Annotated in this window: 19 protein-coding genes and 1 tRNA gene; 5 read left to right on the forward strand and 15 right to left on the reverse strand. The window is 65.8% G+C overall.

The window, feature by feature from the left end:
- Nucleotide 1: 1 nt before the first annotated feature.
- The 6 genes from LC092_RS18830 to LC092_RS18850 form a co-directional block, all read right to left on the reverse strand.
- Nucleotides 2-1,012, reverse strand: a complete 1,011-nt coding sequence (locus LC092_RS18830) for an RluA family pseudouridine synthase (RefSeq protein WP_224809036.1) — start codon at nucleotides 1,010-1,012, stop codon at nucleotides 2-4.
- Between the two features lie 111 nt (nucleotides 1,013-1,123).
- On the reverse strand, nucleotides 1,124-1,513 hold the full coding sequence (gene crcB / locus LC092_RS18835; protein WP_224809038.1) for a fluoride efflux transporter CrcB: 390 nt from the start codon (nucleotides 1,511-1,513) through the stop codon (nucleotides 1,124-1,126).
- 10 nt (nucleotides 1,514-1,523) lie between these two features.
- Complete coding sequence (locus LC092_RS18840) at nucleotides 1,524-1,952, reverse strand: VOC family protein (RefSeq protein ID WP_224809039.1); 429 nt, start codon at nucleotides 1,950-1,952, stop codon at nucleotides 1,524-1,526.
- Nucleotides 1,953-1,988: 36 nt separating this feature from the next.
- Nucleotides 1,989-3,407, reverse strand: coding sequence for a magnesium transporter (gene mgtE, locus LC092_RS18845; RefSeq protein ID WP_412103615.1), 1,419 nt, complete (start codon nucleotides 3,405-3,407; stop codon nucleotides 1,989-1,991).
- A 351-nt stretch (nucleotides 3,408-3,758) separates the two neighbouring features.
- Nucleotides 3,759-3,890 (reverse strand): hypothetical protein, encoded by a 132-nt coding sequence (locus LC092_RS21205; RefSeq protein WP_263627205.1) that lies wholly within the window; start codon nucleotides 3,888-3,890, stop codon nucleotides 3,759-3,761.
- Nucleotides 3,891-4,093: 203 nt separating this feature from the next.
- Nucleotides 4,094-5,032, reverse strand: a complete 939-nt coding sequence (locus LC092_RS18850) for a LysR family transcriptional regulator (protein WP_224809043.1) — start codon at nucleotides 5,030-5,032, stop codon at nucleotides 4,094-4,096.
- Between the two features lie 132 nt (nucleotides 5,033-5,164).
- On the opposite strand from LC092_RS18850, the gene LC092_RS18855 reads away from it, so the two are divergent.
- Together LC092_RS18855 and LC092_RS18860 are read left to right on the forward strand one after the other, a co-directional pair.
- Entirely contained in the window at nucleotides 5,165-5,662 is a 498-nt protein-coding gene (locus tag LC092_RS18855; protein ID WP_224809045.1) for a cupin domain-containing protein, read from the forward strand.
- A gap of 35 nt (nucleotides 5,663-5,697) precedes the next feature.
- Nucleotides 5,698-6,492, forward strand: a complete 795-nt coding sequence (locus LC092_RS18860) for an SDR family NAD(P)-dependent oxidoreductase (protein ID WP_224809047.1) — start codon at nucleotides 5,698-5,700, stop codon at nucleotides 6,490-6,492.
- A 118-nt stretch (nucleotides 6,493-6,610) separates the two neighbouring features.
- Here LC092_RS18860 and LC092_RS18865 read toward each other — a convergent pair.
- Both LC092_RS18865 and LC092_RS18870 read right to left on the reverse strand, forming a co-directional pair.
- A tRNA-Leu gene (locus LC092_RS18865) sits at nucleotides 6,611-6,697 on the reverse strand.
- A 104-nt stretch (nucleotides 6,698-6,801) separates the two neighbouring features.
- Nucleotides 6,802-7,068, reverse strand: a complete 267-nt coding sequence (locus LC092_RS18870) for a FliM/FliN family flagellar motor switch protein (protein WP_224809049.1) — start codon at nucleotides 7,066-7,068, stop codon at nucleotides 6,802-6,804.
- A 126-nt stretch (nucleotides 7,069-7,194) separates the two neighbouring features.
- Between LC092_RS18870 and lipB the strand changes: the two genes are divergently transcribed.
- From lipB to folB, 3 genes are all read left to right on the forward strand, one after another.
- Nucleotides 7,195-7,908, forward strand: a complete 714-nt coding sequence (gene lipB, locus LC092_RS18875) for a lipoyl(octanoyl) transferase LipB (RefSeq protein WP_224809051.1) — start codon at nucleotides 7,195-7,197, stop codon at nucleotides 7,906-7,908.
- A 183-nt stretch (nucleotides 7,909-8,091) separates the two neighbouring features.
- A complete protein-coding gene (locus LC092_RS18880) occupies nucleotides 8,092-8,520 on the forward strand; it encodes a hypothetical protein (RefSeq protein WP_224809053.1) in 429 nt (142 codons plus the stop codon).
- 97 nt (nucleotides 8,521-8,617) lie between these two features.
- Nucleotides 8,618-8,986 carry a dihydroneopterin aldolase gene (folB, locus tag LC092_RS18885; RefSeq protein ID WP_224809055.1) on the forward strand — a complete coding sequence of 123 codons (369 nt, stop codon included), beginning with the start codon at nucleotides 8,618-8,620 and terminating at the stop codon, nucleotides 8,984-8,986.
- Here the strand turns inward: folB and LC092_RS18890 are convergent.
- The 7 genes from LC092_RS18890 to rpsM form a co-directional block, all read right to left on the reverse strand.
- On the reverse strand, nucleotides 8,963-11,371 hold the full coding sequence (locus LC092_RS18890; RefSeq protein ID WP_224809057.1) for a patatin-like protein: 2,409 nt from the start codon (nucleotides 11,369-11,371) through the stop codon (nucleotides 8,963-8,965). The genes folB and LC092_RS18890 overlap by 24 nt on opposite strands.
- A gap of 121 nt (nucleotides 11,372-11,492) precedes the next feature.
- Nucleotides 11,493-12,803 carry a replication-associated recombination protein A gene (locus LC092_RS18895; RefSeq protein ID WP_224809059.1) on the reverse strand — a complete coding sequence of 437 codons (1,311 nt, stop codon included), beginning with the start codon at nucleotides 12,801-12,803 and terminating at the stop codon, nucleotides 11,493-11,495.
- A 31-nt stretch (nucleotides 12,804-12,834) separates the two neighbouring features.
- A complete protein-coding gene (locus LC092_RS18900; protein ID WP_224809062.1) occupies nucleotides 12,835-14,274 on the reverse strand; it encodes a DegQ family serine endoprotease in 1,440 nt (479 codons plus the stop codon).
- 148 nt (nucleotides 14,275-14,422) lie between these two features.
- The gene (gene rplQ / locus LC092_RS18905) at nucleotides 14,423-14,848 is read right to left on the reverse strand and encodes a 50S ribosomal protein L17 (protein WP_224809064.1); all 426 of its coding nucleotides are present in this window, start codon (nucleotides 14,846-14,848) and stop codon (nucleotides 14,423-14,425) included.
- A 73-nt stretch (nucleotides 14,849-14,921) separates the two neighbouring features.
- Complete coding sequence (locus LC092_RS18910) at nucleotides 14,922-16,001, reverse strand: DNA-directed RNA polymerase subunit alpha (RefSeq protein WP_412103614.1); 1,080 nt, start codon at nucleotides 15,999-16,001, stop codon at nucleotides 14,922-14,924.
- A gap of 25 nt (nucleotides 16,002-16,026) precedes the next feature.
- Complete coding sequence (rpsK, locus tag LC092_RS18915) at nucleotides 16,027-16,416, reverse strand: 30S ribosomal protein S11 (RefSeq protein ID WP_029057559.1); 390 nt, start codon at nucleotides 16,414-16,416, stop codon at nucleotides 16,027-16,029.
- 71 nt (nucleotides 16,417-16,487) lie between these two features.
- Entirely contained in the window at nucleotides 16,488-16,856 is a 369-nt protein-coding gene (gene rpsM, locus LC092_RS18920) for a 30S ribosomal protein S13 (protein ID WP_224809068.1), read from the reverse strand.
- Between the last annotated feature and the right edge of the window lie 99 nt (nucleotides 16,857-16,955).

The following is a 16,955-nucleotide window of genomic DNA, read 5'->3' on the forward strand; positions in this document are numbered from 1 at the left end:
CTCAGTCCTCCGGATCGTTGGTTTCGGGGTCGTATTGGGCGGCATCGAAACCGAGCAGGTTCCAGCTTTGCTGCATGTGGGCGGGCAGCGGCGCGGAAATGTCGATCGAGCCGCGCCCCGACGGATGCGGAATGACGATGCGGCGGGCATGCAGATGCAGCTTGTTCTGCAGTCCGCCCGGGAACTCGAAGTTCTCGATGTTGAAATACTTCGGATCGCCGATGATCGGATGGCCGATATGGGCGGCATGGGCGCGCAGCTGGTGCGTGCGGCCGGTGATCGGGCGCAGGCTCACCCAGGACACCTTCGGCCCGGCGTTCTCCACCACCGAATAGAGCGAGACGGAATGCTGCGCGTCGGTCTCGCCGTGGCGGGCGATGCGCATGCGTTCCTCGTCCTCGTCGCGGGTCAGATAGGTGGAGATCCGCCCCTGGCGCGGCTTCGGCACGCCGGCCACCAGCGCCCAGTAGATCTTGCGGGTCTGGCGCGCGCGGAAGGATTTCGACAGCGACTGCGCCGCCTTGCGCGTCTTGGCGAGCAACAGGATGCCCGAGGTTTCCCGGTCGAGACGGTGCACGAGACGCGGCTTTTCGCCCTTGGCGTCGCGGAAGGCCTCCAGCATGCCGTCGAGGTGCCGGGTCAGGCCGGAGCCGCCCTGCACCGCAAGCCCGGCCGGCTTGTTCAGCACCATCACCTCGCGGTCCTCATAGACCGTCATCGCCTCGACCGCCTCGCGGTCGCCGGCCACGAGCTTGCGCGCCTTCGGCTTGGCGTTGGCGCTGTCCTTGGCCTGGACCTTGGCGTCGACCTGCATCGGCGGGATGCGCACCACCTGCCCCGTTGCAATGCGCGTGGAGGTGTCGACGCGCTTGCCGTCGACACGCACCTGCCCGGTGCGCAGCAGCTTTTGCAGGTGCCCGAAGCCGAGCCCCGGAAAATGCGTCTTGAACCACCGGTCAAGGCGCATGCCGGCCTCATCCGCGGTGACGGTTCGTTGTTCTATTCCGGACATTGGCTTTCCTGATCGCTTCCGCCAGCCTACGCGGCGCTGCGCGGAAGGCGTGGGGATTTCGCTCTACCTAATCCGCCGCGCGCGGCAGGGCAAGCATTCCCGCATGTCGGCTCACGCCATCAGCGTGCGCATGGCCCACAGCCCGGCCAGAAGCGCGGCAATGGAGACCGCCACCGAAACGGCCGCATAGCCGAGCGCGGCCATCTGCTGGCCCCGCTCCCACAGGAACACCACATCGAGGGAAAAGGCGGAAAACGTCGTGAAGCCGCCGAGGACGCCGGTCGCGAGAAAAAGCCGGAGCCCGGTCGCCGTGCCGCCCGCGCTGGCGCGCGCCGCGAGCCAGCCGATCAGAAGCCCCATGGCCAGCGACCCGAGGATATTGACCGTCAGCGTGCCGACCGGAAAGCCGGGACCGAACCAACGCAGCGCCGCCTGGTTTACCAGATGCCGGCTGCCGGCGCCCAGCGCCCCGCCCAGCGCAACGAGAAGGAAATGCATCATCGCGGGCCCGTCACTCCTGGTAGTTCGGCCAGAGCGCAGGCGCGGCGAATTCCACGACGTTGCCGTCCGGGTCGTTCACATAGATCGAAACGCCGCCGGCAGGCCAGGTGACCTCGCTGACGATCGGCACGCCGGCTTGCGCGAAATGCGCCCGCCATTGATCGAGGTCGGACTTTGCGACCTTGAAGGCGAAATGGCCAGGCCCCTCGCCGTGATGGCCGGGAATGACACCGCCATCCGTCTGCACATCCTCGGCCGTGGCCCCGCGCAGGAAGACGAGAAGCGCCTCGCCGGGTGCCGCGTCGTAGACGCAAAGCCGCTCGCCGCCGACCATGCGTTCAAGACCGACAATCCCGCCATAGAACGCATGGGCGCGGTCGAGATCCGCCACATAGACGGAGGTTTCCAGAATGCCCCGCACCCGGGGAGCGCTTGCCATCATGACACTCCTGCTGGCTTGCACATGGCTTTCCCCTCAGATCGGCAGGCCGAACCAGAGCGCCGCGATCCACAGGAAGGCGAAGAAGCCGACGATGTCGGTCACAGTGGTGACGAAAACGCTTGAGGCAATCGCCGGGTCGACGCCGACCTTTTCCAGCACGACCGGAATGAGCAGGCCCGAGAGGCCCGCCGACACCATGTTGATGACGATGGCCACGCCGATCACCGTGCCAAGCCCCGCGTTGCCGAACCAGAGCGTGGCCGCGATGCCGATCAGGATCGCCAGCGCGATGCCGTTCAGCAGGCTGACGAGCACCTCCCTGCGCAGCACCCGCCACATGTTGCGGGCGTCGAGTTCCTGGGTGGCCAGCGCGCGCACCGCGACCGTCATCGTCTGGGTGCCGGCATTGCCGCCCATGGAGGCGACAATCGGCATCAGGACGGCGAGCGCGACCATCGCCTCGATGGTGCCCTCGAACAGCGAGATGACCACGGAGGCGAGCACCGCGGTGGCGAGATTGACCACCAGCCAGGTGAAGCGGGATTTTGCGGTGACGAGCACCGCATCGGAAATCTCCTCGTCGCCCAGACCCGCCAGGCCGCGCAGATCCTCTTCCGCCTCTTCCTGGATGACGTCGACGATGTCGTCGATCATCACCATGCCGACCAGCCGGCCGGCATCGTCGACCACACCGGCGGACACGAGGTTGTAGCGCTCGAAGGAGCGGGCCACCTCCTCCCGGTCTTCGGTTGCCTCGAAGGGGTGGACGTCTTCCTCCATGATCGCGGAGACCTTGGTCGCCCGCTTTGTGCGCAAGAGCTTGTCGAGCGGCAGCGAGCCGATCAGGCGGAAGCCCGGATCGACCACGAAGATCTCGTGGAACGTGTCCGGCAGGTCCTCCGCCTCGCGCATGTAGTCGATGGTCTGCCCGACGCTCCAGAACGGCGGCACCGCGATGAAATCCGTCTGCATCAGACGGCCGGCGGATTCTTCCGGGTAGTCGAGGGAGCGCTGCAGTTGGACCCGGTCGGTGTGCGACAGCCGCTGCAGGATCGCCGCCTGCTCTTCCTCGCTCAGGTCTTCCAGAATGTAGACGGCATCGTCGGAATCGAGCTCGCCGATGCCCTCCGCCAGCGTCTTGGCCGGCAGCTCTTCCAGGATCTTGAGGCGAACCGCCTCGTCGAGTTCGGTCAGCGTGGCGAAGTCGAACTCGTCGCCGAGCAGCCGCACGAACGGGCCGCGGCTGTCGGCGCTGAGCGATTCGATGAGATCGGCGACATCCGCCTCGTGCAGGTCGCCGACAAGGCCGATGATCGCGGGCGCGTCCTCGACCTCGATCCCGGCCTCGATCAGCGCGAGGAAGCCCGCGGAAATCCGCCCTTCCTCGTCGCGCACGGGCGGAAGTTCCAGCACGGGATCGGTTGGTTCGACTGTTTCGGCGTCCGACACGATCCCCTCCCTGATTTGTCCGTCGCAACGGCGGGCCCACGCGAGCAGGCAATCGTTTCAAGATGCGGCGCGGCCCTGCGATGCGCTTGCGGCACGCACGGCGACACCATCCGCGCGGCGCGGGATACGCGCGGGACCAGGCGCACTCCGCGTCTGAGCCCCCGCTTCTCACAGTCTTAGGGCAAAGACAGGGCCGCACCAACGCCCGACACGAGAAATCCTGTGGGCGCGGCACCGAAAGCGGCCGGAAAGTGACGTTGGGGAGGGAAAAGACGGCTTACAGCCCACGCACCGAAATGCCGGCAGCCGGCGTCGCGGCGCCGGCGGCGGACGGACCTCGCCGCGGAAAGATGCTTACAAGGCGAACACCAGCGCCGCCAGAATGACGACGACCGCGGCCAGTCCCAGCGACACCGTCAGCACGCGCGCATTGGTCTTGTTGGTGTTGCCCTGTCGGGCGTCGGTCTTTTGTTTCTCGATTGTCATCGCAAACTCCTTCCAGGTTTGAGGGCGTCTCGACCAATGAGGCCCCCGCTACGGCGCGGCCGCAAAGCGGTCGGACGAACGAGCCAATCACCTTGACCTCCTTGTGATACGGCATGCGCACGCCACAGGATTTCAAAAAATCGGATCAACGGCTCAAGCAGGGACAACGCGCGTGCACCGGGCCCGGTTACCTTGCCTTGCTGTCATGCCGGCGCAAGCCTGTCGGCAAGCGGCGTCTCCCTGGTGTGAATCGCCTGTCGCATCCATGCACCGAATGAGCGATATGACGGCTGTGTCTCGCACTGCCGCCACAACAGCATCAGACTGATGCGCGGACTGTCCGCATCGGCGAAAGGCACCACCGAGATGTTGCGCAACGGTCTTTGTCTGACGGACGCGGGCACGAGCCCGACCGCACCGTTTGCCCGGATTGCGTTGACCATGCTTTCCAGAGTGGCCACGTGAAGATCAAGTGGCCCCGGCGCGCCCGACCGCGCGAGCGCCTTTGCCAGACGGTCATAGAGAAACGGCGCATGCCCGCGATCGAAGGCCACGAAAGAGTTGCCGGCAAGCCCGGACAGGGAAACCGCGGGCATCCCGGCTGCCGGATGGTCGGATCTCAGCATGGCGGCCATGGGTTCCGTGAAGAGCGTCGTCGCCGCGACCCCGGGCGCCCAATGTCCCTCGCCGTCGCATCCGGCCGCAAACGCCAGGTCCAGGTCTCCCGACAACACGGCCTGGTCGGGACGCATGTCACCCAGATCGACCGGCTCGAGAATGCGATCGGAAAACAGATGCGCGCAGGTATCGAGGCCGAGCGGCTCGATCAACGCGTAGACATACTCCAGGAAGCCGATGCGAATACGCCGCCGTCCTGTCGACATTTCGCGGACGAGGTGCAACGCGTCATCGAGATCGGCGATGATCCGGCGCGCCCGGCTCGCGAGTTCCACACCCGCGGGCGTCAACTCGACGCCTCCCTGTTCGCGCGCCACCAACGCCAGACCCGCCACCTCCTCGAGTCGGCGAATGCTGCGCGAGAACGGCGGCTGCGAGATCCCGCAAAGCGCGGCCGCACGGGTGAAATTGCGAAGATCGTCAAGCGCGACAAACTGGCGCAATTGCTCAAGTGTTGGACGCATCGACTCAAGGTTCCTCCCCGGTATCGCGATATACCCAGAGAGTATTTCCACCGTGGTTTGTACGACAATAGCATTCGAACGGGGCAGAGAAAAACCTGCTCCATCAATCGCTTGAACCTACCGGAGGAAAGAATGGGCACCTATACACCAGAGAAAATGACGGAAATCCCCGCCGCGCCGACGCAGCACGAATATTACGCCGACGGCTCGACGCTCGTGCGCGCGGAGCACATTCCCTGGACCGAATGGGCGTTGCCGGGCACCGAGTTCAAGCTGCTCGACTATGACCGCAACCGCTCCTATTCCGTGATCCTTCTTCGCATCTCGCCGGATTCGCCGCCGGTCAGGCATAAGCATATGGGCGCAGCGAACGCCTTTATCCTCGAAGGCGGATTTTCCTACGAGCATGGCACCATCCGCGCCGGCCAGTTCATGGTTGAAGCCGGCGGCGTCTCGCATACGCCGCAAATCCATCCCGACGGCTGCACCCTGCTCGGCTTCATGTACGGCGCGGTCGTCGGCCTGAACGACGACGATTCCATTGCCGGCCTGGTCGATGTCGACTGGATGATCGACCGGGTGCGCGAGAACAACGCCTTCGCCCATCTTGAGGATGTGCCGCGGACCTGATCCGCCCGCCCCTTCCAAAAGAACTGGACCACACAATGAGACTGAACGGAAAGATCGCGCTGATCACCGGCGCGGCGAACGGCATCGGCCGCGCAAGCGCCTGCCTCTTCGCCCGAGAGGGCGCGCATGTCATCGCCTCCGACCTCGACGCAACCGCGCTCGAAGATCTCTGCCACGAGATCGGGGCAGCCGGCGGGTCGGCGCGCGCCATCGCCTGCGACGTCTCGGACGACGGACAGGTCGGCGCCCTGTTTCGCGACATCCGCGATCGCGAGGGTCGACTCGACATCCTGTACACGAATGCCGGCATCTCCGGCGCGATCGGCGGGATCACCGAGCAGACGCGGGAGGCGTGGGAGCGCGTGTTTCGCGTCAATGTCGATGGCACCTGGTTGTGTTGTCGCGAGGCGGTCGCGCTGATGCCGGCCAGCGGCGGCGCCATCGTCACCCAGGCGTCCATCGCCGCCCTCATGGGCGGCGGACCTCCCGGAGCCGGCCCGGTTGCCGGCTACACGGCCGCCAAGGCCGCCGTTATCGGCCTGACGCGGTCGATCGCCTATCAGTTCGGCCATCGCAACATTCGCTGCAATGCCGTCCTGCCGGGCTCTATCGAGACGGCGATGACCCAGCCGCTGATGACGTCGACGACCTATGTCGAGGGCGTCACCCGGTCGACGCCGCTGGCCCGCTTCGGACGGCCGGAGGAGGTTGCGGCGGCAGCGCTCTTCCTTGCAAGCGACGAGGCGAGCTTCATCAGCGGCGAAACGCTTGTCGTCGATGGCGGCTTTATCGTGGCGCAGGGACCGGTCTATCCGACCGCAGCCCTGTAGCCGCAGTGTCGCGCGCGGCCCGGCCGTGCGCGACACCGGCCCGCCGCGCAGAATCGCATCAGCGCGTCCCGCTGCTTGCGGGCACAAAAAAACCCGGTCCGAAGACCGGGTCTTTTTTTGGTGCGGTCGAGAAGACTCGAACTTCCACGGGTTTTACCCCACAGCGACCTCAACGCTGCGCGTCTACCAATTCCGCCACGACCGCTTGTTTCGCAACCGACTTGATTGCGGTGCCATCGTCTAGCAAATCGGTTTTTGCGGTGCAAGCGAATTGCGAGACGATATTCACAGGCTTGCGCCCAAAAGACGTCAGACGGGACCGGTGGCGCGCACGGGGCGGGCTTCCGGCGGGCGAATGAGCACTTCGGTCACCGAGACGCCGACACGCTCGCCCTGAAGCACCACCTGCCCCTTGGCGATGGGAATGTTGTTGGCAAGGATCTTCACGTCATCCTCTTCGCGCGACATCAGCTCGATGACGGCGCCGCGGCCCATGCGAAGCAGCTGGTGAATCGGCATTTCCGCGGTTCCCAGAACCACGGAGATATCGATGGAGATATTGTCGAAGATGCCCATGTAAGCGTCCGGCCTCGAACAAGGATGGCAATGCCAGGGTATTCACTCTAAATGACGGGGGCGCGGATCACGCCCGATCCGACCTTGGGCGCCCCATGGTTAACAAACCGCTAACGGACTTGCAAAATGACAGAACGCGGTGAGATCCTCAAAGGCTTCCATCCGACAACGCCCGACGGCCCGCCGGTCGAATGGGCGGTTAGCGACGGGCTCGTGCCCTATGAGGACGCGCTAGGCGAGATGGACCGACGGGTCGCCGGCATCGCCGACGGCACGTTGCCCGAGCGCATCTGGCTGCTGGAGCATCCGCCCCTTTATACCGCCGGCACCAGCGCGAAGCTTGACGACCTGCTCACCCCCGACCGCTTCCCCGTGCACAAGACCGGCCGCGGCGGGCAATACACCTATCATGGTCCCGGTCAGCGAGTTGTCTATGTGATGCTCGATCTCAAGCGCCGCACGCCGGACGTGCGCGCCTTCGTCGCCGCGCTGGAGAGCTGGCTGATCTCCGCCCTGTGGGAACATCACGTGCGCGGCGAGCGGCGGGAAGACCGCGTCGGCGTCTGGGTGCGTCGTCCGGACAAGGGCGCGGACCGCGAGGACAAGATCGCCGCCATCGGCATCCGCATGCGCAAGTGGGTGAGCTTTCACGGCATGGCGCTCAACGTCGACCCGGAGCTTGAGCATTTCGCCGGGATCGTGCCCTGCGGCGTCACCCGTCACGGCGTCACCAGTCTCGTCGATCTCGGCCTGCCCGTGACGCTCGCCGATGTCGACCTGACCCTGAAGCGCACCTTCGAAGAGGCCTTCGGCCCGACGATCTCCGTAGCGGCACCCTGAGACACCGAAGCATCCGCCTGCGGGAGACAAAGCACAGTCGGTCATTCCGGCTTGTTTCTTGTCAATTTCCTCTAGTTCTGACACAAGATCAGGGGTCCGAAGCCTCCGGCCGGGGCAAATATGCTCGAACGCGTGTCAGAAATCCGTTTATGGTCTGGTGCCCTCGCCACGCTTGCGGGGCTGATGTTTTCCCTCGCCCTGACGGCACCGGCGGAAGGCGCGGAAGGCGCCACCAGCTGGTCCTACGACGTGCGCGGCGGGACGCCCCGCTTCTGGACGGAAGGCGCCGGCGGCGCCCGCTTCACCCTGTGGTGCCAGGACTGGGGCACCGGTCCCCATCCGGTTCTCGCCATCCGGATCGCCGAGCGTGCCGCGCCGGCCAACCGGCTTGTCCGTCTGGTGATCGACCGCTCGATGATCAAGCTCAGGGCCGATGCGCGGGGTTACATCCGCACCGATTGTCCCCTGTGTGCAGATCAGGCGACCTGGCTTTGGAACAAGCTGCGCAGCGGCCACTTCATGCAGATCCAGCTCGACGACGGCCGCTATTCGGGCTTTCGCATCAAGGGCATGGCACAGCTTGCCGGAGAGGCGGTGTGCTCGCGCCGGTGAGCGCGGGCAGTTCGCGGTTGCGGCGACCCTACCCCGGCTGCTAGATGGCGGGCCTGATCGGGCCGAGCGCCCTTTGCCGAAACGGACCCATCCCGACATGGACGCAATCCACCTTCAAGATCTGGCCTTCTACGCCTACCATGGTGTCCATGCGGAAGAGGCGCGGCTCGGCCAGCGCTTCCAAGTCGACCTGACCTGTCACGTGGACCTGAGCGAGGCATCGGCGTCCGACCGCTACGAGGACACGGTCTGCTACGGCCTCCTGACCGAAACCGTGGAACGGGTCGTGACCACCTCCCGGTTTCAGTTGATCGAGCGGTTGGCCGGAGCGATTGCCGACGCCGTGCTGGACTGCGACGCGCGCATCGAATCGGTGCGGGTGCGGGTTCACAAGCCGGGCGCGCCGCTTCCCATCGCGAGCGGACGCGTCAGCGTCGAGATCTCACGCGCCCGCGCGCACGTCTGAGAACGCTTCCTCCACCTCCCGCAGCAACCCCGGAACCAGCGCCGGATCGGCGTTGAGCCGGTCTCGCTCCTCCTCCAGGATGGCGAGAAACACACCGCGCCGCGCCGCCCGCACCTCAGCCTCCGCAACTCGGATCACGGGTTCGGCGGCCTGAAGCGCCATGGTCATCAGCCGGTCGGCCGCCGTCAGACGCCCCCAAAGATAATCATGCTCGCGCCAGCCGCGATTGAAGAACGCGCCGAAGGCATTCAGGCTGCGTCCCTTCAGCTCGATGCCTTGCGGGCGCAGGCTGTGCGGATCGGCCGGACTGATGCGGTCAACCTGGACCTCGTTGTGTTCCGCGATCGCCGTGCCCCGCAGAACGGGCAAGGTCACGAGGTCGTAGAAGGCGAACCCCACATAGGCGCCGGTCAGCGCCAGATGCAGCGATTGCGGCAGGTAATTGAGCGTCATCATCGAGAAAACGTCGTCGGCAAGCGCGTCGAGGTCGGCAAGCCCCATGCGCGCCGACAAAGCGGCGACGAGAGCGTCGCCCGCCTTCGGGTCGGCGGCAGGGGTTTCCAGCAGCCGTTCGACGAGGCTGCGCGTCTCCTTCCCATAGAACTCCGCGCTCCAGCGACGGGAGAGATTGTCGATCTGCTCGTAGAGCGTCGACTTCAGCTCGTCCATCTCGTCCGCCCGGACCCCGCCCCGGTTCTCCGCAAGCCGATAGAGGCGGTTGAGACGGCGGATCACGAAGCGAAGCCGGCGGATGCGGTAGTCGACATCGAGGCCGCGCAGGAACCGGATGACCGGCTCCGGCGTCACCGAGCCTTCGGTGCGCGCGCCGGACGCCGTGGCAAGCCATACATCGAGACGAAGCGCAATCGCGGAGGCCTGACCGTTGCCATAGGCCCCGGTGCGTCCGAGGGCACCTCCCGGCGCGTCCTGCAGCACCCGCGCGCAGAGATCCGCGACCCGTTCGACCACGCCGGAGAGCTTCAGCCGCTGATAGCCGCGATAGGCATAGCCGGCGGTGAGATGCGCGCGCTCATTGGCCATCGTGCGACAACGCGTCAGTTCCTGCACGGTCAGCGGATGAAGCAGCTCCGGCCCGAGGATCGCGTGCACCTCGCTTTCCACCAGCGGCTCGGCGGCGGCGATCACCTCGGCGATCCGCCGGACCTCCCGGTTGTGCTCCGCCACCTGTTCAAGCGCGTCGCCGATCGGCTCGTTGCGCGGGATATGTGCAAGCGATGCCAGAATGACGCGAAAGAACCCGGGAAGATGCGCATCCGGCGCGCCATCCTCCGGCGCCGACACCTCGTCGGGCTTCGGGTCGACATAGACGATCTTGCGGACCACCTCCCGCCCCGCGGCGCGCCCGGCGATTGCCTCCAGCAACGGCTGGAACGGCTTGTTCATGACCACGCTGCCGTCGACCAGGACGCGCGCCTCCGCCGCCTCGCCACCCGCGCCGAAGGCACGCCGGCAGAAGGCGTCGCGCTGCGGCCAGGCCTCGCCCCGCTCGACCAGCACCTCGTCCATCTCGCCAAGCGTCATCGGCGGAAAGGCGCCGGGAAACGCCGATGTGGCGCGGGCGGAAAACACCAGAGCAGGAATGGCGGCATCGCCGAAATCCGACTGAAGCTCGCCATTGCCCCGACAGGTCGCGGAATACCGCAGGATCAAGCGGTGTTCGGTCTCCTCGACCTCGGCGGGATCGTGGATGGCAAAGCGCCGCTTGGCGCCGTGAAAATCCGTGACGGTCACCAGCAGATCGAGCCGCTGGCCCTGCGGCACGAGGGTCGCGGGCCCTGCCTCCCCGTCGCCGGGCCGCATGGCGTGGCAGGCGTCGAGCATCCAGCCGACATAACGCGCGCCGGAAAACGGTGGCGTAAACCAGCGCGACTGCATGAGGCGGCGCAGCTTGCCGCGCGTTTCGCCGTCGTCCGTCTCCGACTTGAGCGCCATGGTCACCAGCCGGTCCAGCACCGGCGCAATCGATCCCTTGAGGTAGCGCGTCAATCCCACCGGCTCATTGGCGAGACGGGTGACATCGGCGTTTTCCAGCCAGAGATCGCGGTGGGCCTCAAGCGACAGATTATGCGCCAGCGCGCGTGCCAGCATGACCCCATTCACCCCGCCCGCGGATGCGCCCGAGATCACGTCGATGACAACGCGCAGGTCGAGTTTCGGCGCAAAGAGCCCGAGAAAAGCTTCATAGGCGGCAGCGGCCGAGCCATCCGCCGCAGCCGGGTCGGCCTCGCCTGTGTCCAGACGCGCCTCCATCCGCCGCGACGCCCGCACCAGATTGAGAAATTCCCTCGTGATTCCGTGCATGTGCACGGCGAGCGAAACGCCACCGTACAACACAAGCGCCAGGCGCAATTCGATCTGTTTCATGGAAGCGGAACGCTCCGTGCTGGAACGTCAATGCTCGACCGCTTCGCAGGAAATGGCAAGGGAGTCGCGCGCTTTTCCCGTCAGGGGTTGCAGCAAGCGGTAGGCCGCGCGGCGCGCGCCGTCACGTGGTCCCGCGCTCGCGGCGAAGACGCTGCCAGTAATCGAGGCGCTTGCGGATTTCGCGTTCGAACCCCCGCTCGGGTGGGTCGTAGAACTGCTGCCGCCCCATGCTCTCGGGAAAATAGTCCTGCCCCGAAAACGCATCCGGCGCATCGTGGTCATAGGCGTAGCCGGAGCCGTAGCCTTCCGATTTCATCAGCTTGGTCGGGGCGTTGAGAATGTGTTTCGGCGGCGACAGCGAGCCGTTCTGCTTGGCCGAGCGCACCGCCGCCTTATAGGCGGTATAGACGCCGTTCGACTTCGGCGCGGTCGCCAGATAGACGACCGACTGCGCCAGCGCCAGCTCGCCCTCCGGCGATCCCAGCATCTGGTAGGCATCGCGCGCGGCATTGGCCTGCACCAGCGCCTGCGGATCGGCAAGGCCGATATCTTCCACCGCCATGCGGATCAGCCGCCGGGCCAGAAACAGCGGGTCCTCGCCGCCGTCGAGCATGCGACAGAACCAGTAAAGGGCGGCATCCGGGTCCGAGCCGCGCACGGACTTGTGCAGCGCGGAGATCAGATTGTAGTGGCCGTCGCGGGACTTGTCGTAGACCGGCGCGCGCCGCTGCACGATCTCCTGCAGACGCTCGGCATCAAATATCTCGCCCTCGCGCGCCGCGCGCCAGACGTCTTCTGCCAGCGTCAGCGCCGAGCGGCCGTCGCCATCGGCCATGCGCAGGAGCACCGCACGTGCCTCCTCGTCGAGCGGCAGCGGCCGCCCCTCCTCTGCTTCCGCCCGCTCCAGCAGCTTGGCGATGGCCGCGCTGTCGAGCGTCTTGAAGGTCAGCACATGGGCACGCGACAGCAGCGCGGCATTGAGCTCGAAGCTGGGGTTTTCGGTGGTGGCACCGACGAGCGTCACCGTCCCGTCCTCCATCACGGGAAGGAACCCGTCCTGCTGGGCGCGGTTGAAGCGATGGATCTCGTCGACGAAAAGCAGCGTGCCCTGACCGACCGCCCGCGCGGCGCGGGCCGCCTCGAACACCTTCTTCAGGTCGGCGACGCCGGTGAAGATCGCCGAGATCTGTTCGAAGCGCAGGTCCGTCTGTTCGGCGAGAAGCCGCGCCACGGTGGTCTTTCCCGTGCCGGGCGGACCCCAGAAGATCAGCGAGCCGAGGCTGCGCGTGCGCAGCATCCGGGTCAGCGCGCCGTCCTCGCCGAGCAGATGCTCCTGGCCGACCACCTCGCCAAGCTGCGCCGGGCGCAGCCGGTCGGCGAGCGGCCGCACCGCCCCCGCGTCCAGCCCCGCGTTTTGAAACAGGTCACTCATCGCCAGAAGGCCTCATTCCGGCCGTCGCCCCTCAGCCGCGAAGGGCAATGCGCAACACACGGTCGCCGCGCTTGATTTCGATGCGCCAGACCCCGGGATCGCCCCGGGCGATGCGCTGAAGCTCGCGTGAATTCGCGATCTCGCGCCCGTTCACGGCAAGCAGGATGTCTCCGATCTCCAGGCCGACGCGATTGGCGGTGGACCCCGGCTCGAGCTCCATGACCACGACGCCCTGCTCGAAGGTATCGAGACGCAGTTCCTCGGCCACGGCCGGCGACAGATTGGCCACGGTGATGCCGGCGAAGGGCGAATAGCCCTCGATGCGCCGCGGGTCGCGCGGAACGGTTTCCGGAGCCGGCTCGAGCGACACGGTGAGCTCCTGCTCCCCCGACCCGCGCAGGATGGTGAACCGCGTCTTGGACCCGATTTCCTTGGTCGCGAACCGGTAGCCGAAGCTGTTGGGATCGGTGATTTCCGCATCCGCCACGCGGATGATCAGATCGCCGACGCGCAGGCCCGATTTCTCCGCCGGACTGTCCGGCGCGATCTGGGTGACGAGCACGCCGCGCGGACGGTCGAGCCCCATCGCCTCGGCGATTTCCGCCCCCACCGACTGCAGCCCCGCCCCGAGCCAGGGCCGACGAACCGTGCCGTCGCCCTGCGCCGCGGTGGCGACGAAATGCACCATGTTGGAGGGAATGGCGAAGCCGATGCCGTTCGATCCGCCGGAGCGCGAGAAGATCGCCGTGTTGATGCCGACGAGCCGCCCGTCCACATCCACCAGCGCGCCGCCGGAATTGCCCGGGTTGATCGCCGCATCGGTCTGGATGAAGAACTGATAGTCGGTCACCCCGACGCGGGTGCGCGCCAGCGCCGACACGATTCCTTGCGTCACCGTCTGCCCGACGCCGAAGGGATTGCCGACGGCGAGCACGATGTCGCCGACCTCCACCGTGTCGGAATCGGCGAACTCCAGATAGGGCAACTCGCCCTTGAGGTCCTTCGCCTTGAGGATCGCAAGATCGGTCTTCTCGTCGAGGACAATGATCTCGGCGTCGAACTCGCGCCGGTCCGACAGCGCGACCCGCACCTCGTCGGCGCCCTTGATCACATGATGGTTGGTCACGATCACGCCGTCGGCGGAAATGATCACGCCGGACCCAAGCGAGGATTCCACGCGCTCGCGCGGGCGGCCGAGATCCTGCCCCGGATTGCCGAAGAACCTGCGAAAGAACGGATCGTCGAAGAACGGCGAGGTCTGGCGCTGGAGCACCGTGCGCTTCGCATAGACGTTGACCACCGCCGGCGCGGCGGTCTTGACCACGGGCGCGAAGGAGGCCTTCAACTCCCCTGCGGAGCGTGGCGCCTGTCGGTCCGAGGCCTGTCCCGGCAGCACGAGGGCCACGGCCAGAAGGCCCGCGCCCGCGATCCGCGCCGCTGCCCGTCCCAACGCGCCTGCATATCCCGTCATCTCGCTCGTCCCCACACTCCGGATTGTCCGCAAGGGCCTTGCGCGCAGGGCGCGCACGCCCGATTCGCCCTCATCGGTATAGAGGGATCGAAGGTAACAAAAAAGGCGACCCGAAGGCCGCCTTTTCAATCGTTTGCTGCGCGACAGATTATGCCGCGGCTTCTGCCGTGTCTTCGGCCTCGGTGCGGGCACGATCGGCCGCGCCCTTGGCCTCGACGTCGCGATCGACGAACTCGATCACGGCCAGCGGGGCGTTGTCGCCATAGCGGAAGCCCGCCTTGAGGACGCGCGTATAGCCGCCGTTGCGGCCCTTGTAGCGCTCTGCAAGCGTGTCGAACAGCTTGCGAACGAGCGCGACGTCGCGGATCTGCGAGATCGCCTGACGGCGGGCGTGCAGGTCGCCGCGCTTGCCGAGGGTGATCAGCTTCTCGACGATCGGACGCAGTTCCTTTGCCTTGGGAAGCGTCGTCACGATCTGCTCATGCTCAATCAGCGATGCGGACATGTTTGCGAACATCGCCTTGCGATGGCTCGAAGTCCGATTGAGCTTGCGGCCGCGATTGCCGTGGCGCATGGCTCTCTCCTTTTCCTGTCACGGCGGACCAACCCGCCTGATGCCTTGTCTGAAGACCGCGCGAAACGCGCGATCAGTACTGGTGATCTTCGTAGCGCTTGGCGAGCTCGTCGATGTTCTCCGGCGGCCAGTTGGCCACCTCCATGCCGAGGTGGAGACCCATCTGGGCGAGAACTTCCTTGATCTCGTTCAGCGACTTGCGACCGAAGTTCGGCGTGCGCAGCATTTCGGCTTCGGTCTTCTGGATGAGATCGCCAATATACACGATATTGTCGTTCTTCAGGCAGTTGGCCGAACGCACCGACAGCTCGAGCTCGTCGACCTTCTTGAGAAGCGCCGGGTTGAAGGCGAGTTCCGGAACGGTGTCTTCCTTCACTTCACGGCGCGGCTCTTCGAAGTTGACGAAGATCGAGAGCTGGTCCTGCAGGATCCGCGCGGCAAAGGCCACGGCATCCTCCGGGGTGACCGATCCGTCGGTCTCGATCGTCAGCGACAGCTTGTCATAGTCGAGAACCTGGCCTTCACGGGTGTTTTCCACCCGGTAGGACACCTTCTTGACCGGAGAATACAGGCTGTCGACCGGGATCAGACCGATCGGCGCGTCTTCCGGGCGGTTGCGGTCGGCCGCAACATAGCCCTTGCCGGTGTTGACGGTGAACTCCATGCGGATCTCCGCACCCTCGTCCAGCGTGCAAAGCACGAGATCCGGGTTGAGAACCTCGATGTCGCCCACCACCTGGATATCGCCAGCGGTCACGACACCCGGGCCCTGCTTGCGCACGACCATGCGCTTGGGGCCTTCGCCCTGCATGCGGATCGCGATTTCCTTGATGTTCAGGACGATGTCGGTGACATCTTCGCGAACGCCGGGGATCGACGAAAACTCATGCAGAACGCCGTCGATCTGGACGGCGGTGACGGCCGCGCCCTGGAGCGACGACAGCAGAACCCGGCGCAGGGCGTTGCCAAGCGTGAGACCGAAGCCGCGTTCCAGCGGCTCCGCGATCACCACACCGAGCAGGCGCGCGTCATGACCCGGCTTTACCTCAAGCTTGTTCGGCTTGATCAGTTCCTGCCAGTTTTTGTTAATGCTCAAATCTCGTTCCTCCGGCTGTCCCGCCGCGGCCCGAAAGCCACGGCCATGCTGTGCCATGAGAAGGGAGTGATACGCCTGAAACTCAGACGCGGCGGCGCTTGCGCGGACGGCAACCGTTGTGCGGGATCGGAGTCACGTCGCGGATCGACGTCACCATGAACCCGGCAGCCTGAAGGGCACGCAGAGCCGACTCACGACCCGAACCCGGACCGCGGACCTCGACCTCAAGCGTGCGCATGCCGTGCTCGGCAGCCTTCTTCGCGGCGTCTTCCGCGGCAACCTGCGCGGCGTAAGGGGTCGACTTGCGCGAGCCCTTGAAGCCCATGGCGCCAGCCGACGACCAGGAAATCGTGTTTCCCTGCGCGTCAGTGATGGTGATCATGGTGTTGTTGAACGTCGAGTTCACATGCGCGACGCCGGACGAAATGTTCTTTCGTTCGCGACGCCGGACGCGCGTGGTTTCCTTAGCCATTTTTCTATCCTTTGCTCGATCTCGTCACCGCCGTGGTTCGGCGGCTCCACCGGGCCGTACGTTCCGATGAATTACTTCTTCTTGCCGGCAATCGCCTTCGCCGGGCCCTTGCGGGTGCGGGCGTTGGTGTGCGTGCGCTGGCCGCGGACCGGAAGACCGCGACGGTGGCGCAGGCCACGGTAGCAGCCAAGGTCCATCAGACGCTTGATGTTCATTGCCACTTCGCGGCGCAGGTCACCTTCCACGATGTAGTCGCGGTCGATGGTCTCGCGCATGGCAAGGACTTCGGCGTCCGAAAGCTCGTTGACGCGGCGCTCGGGCGCGATGTTCACCTTGGAGATGATCTCCTCGGCGAACTTGGGGCCGATGCCGTGAATGTACTGAAGCGCGATGACGACGCGCTTGTTCGTCGGGATGTTTACACCTGCAATACGGGCCAATGCCGTCTCCATGTTTTGGGGGCTTCATGGCTGAAGCGCCACCGGGGTTGCCCCGCGTCCGGTGGAGGCCGGCCCATGCGGGGAAGAAAAACTGCACGA

Origin of the sequence: Stappia stellulata, assembly GCF_020176715.1 — a bacterium.
Classification (GTDB): domain Bacteria; phylum Pseudomonadota; class Alphaproteobacteria; order Rhizobiales; family Stappiaceae; genus Stappia.

What these genes read in the sequence shown, in the direction of transcription:
- LC092_RS18890 (WP_224809057.1), bottom strand. Translation starts at nt 11,371, where the DNA reads ATGAAACAGATCGAATTGCGCCTGGCGCTTGTGTTGTACGGTGGCGTT.
- LC092_RS21205 (WP_263627205.1), bottom strand. Translation starts at nt 3,890, where the DNA reads ATGACAATCGAGAAACAAAAGACCGACGCCCGACAGGGCAACACCAAC.
- LC092_RS18855 (WP_224809045.1), top strand. Translation starts at nt 5,165, where the DNA reads ATGGGCACCTATACACCAGAGAAAATGACGGAAATCCCCGCCGCGCCG.
- LC092_RS18840 (WP_224809039.1), bottom strand. Translation starts at nt 1,952, where the DNA reads ATGGCAAGCGCTCCCCGGGTGCGGGGCATTCTGGAAACCTCCGTCTAT.
- rpsK (WP_029057559.1), bottom strand. Translation starts at nt 16,416, where the DNA reads ATGGCTAAGGAAACCACGCGCGTCCGGCGTCGCGAACGAAAGAACATT.
- lipB (WP_224809051.1), top strand. Translation starts at nt 7,195, where the DNA reads ATGACAGAACGCGGTGAGATCCTCAAAGGCTTCCATCCGACAACGCCC.
- LC092_RS18910 (WP_412103614.1), bottom strand. Translation starts at nt 16,001, where the DNA reads ATGGCACAGCATGGCCGTGGCTTTCGGGCCGCGGCGGGACAGCCGGAG.
- LC092_RS18850 (WP_224809043.1), bottom strand. Translation starts at nt 5,032, where the DNA reads ATGCGTCCAACACTTGAGCAATTGCGCCAGTTTGTCGCGCTTGACGAT.
- LC092_RS18830 (WP_224809036.1), bottom strand. Translation starts at nt 1,012, where the DNA reads ATGTCCGGAATAGAACAACGAACCGTCACCGCGGATGAGGCCGGCATG.
- LC092_RS18870 (WP_224809049.1), bottom strand. Translation starts at nt 7,068, where the DNA reads ATGGGCATCTTCGACAATATCTCCATCGATATCTCCGTGGTTCTGGGA.
- LC092_RS18880 (WP_224809053.1), top strand. Translation starts at nt 8,092, where the DNA reads ATGTTTTCCCTCGCCCTGACGGCACCGGCGGAAGGCGCGGAAGGCGCC.
- rplQ (WP_224809064.1), bottom strand. Translation starts at nt 14,848, where the DNA reads ATGCGCCACGGCAATCGCGGCCGCAAGCTCAATCGGACTTCGAGCCAT.
- folB (WP_224809055.1), top strand. Translation starts at nt 8,618, where the DNA reads ATGGACGCAATCCACCTTCAAGATCTGGCCTTCTACGCCTACCATGGT.
- LC092_RS18860 (WP_224809047.1), top strand. Translation starts at nt 5,698, where the DNA reads ATGAGACTGAACGGAAAGATCGCGCTGATCACCGGCGCGGCGAACGGC.
- crcB (WP_224809038.1), bottom strand. Translation starts at nt 1,513, where the DNA reads ATGATGCATTTCCTTCTCGTTGCGCTGGGCGGGGCGCTGGGCGCCGGC.
- LC092_RS18900 (WP_224809062.1), bottom strand. Translation starts at nt 14,274, where the DNA reads ATGACGGGATATGCAGGCGCGTTGGGACGGGCAGCGGCGCGGATCGCG.
- LC092_RS18895 (WP_224809059.1), bottom strand. Translation starts at nt 12,803, where the DNA reads ATGAGTGACCTGTTTCAAAACGCGGGGCTGGACGCGGGGGCGGTGCGG.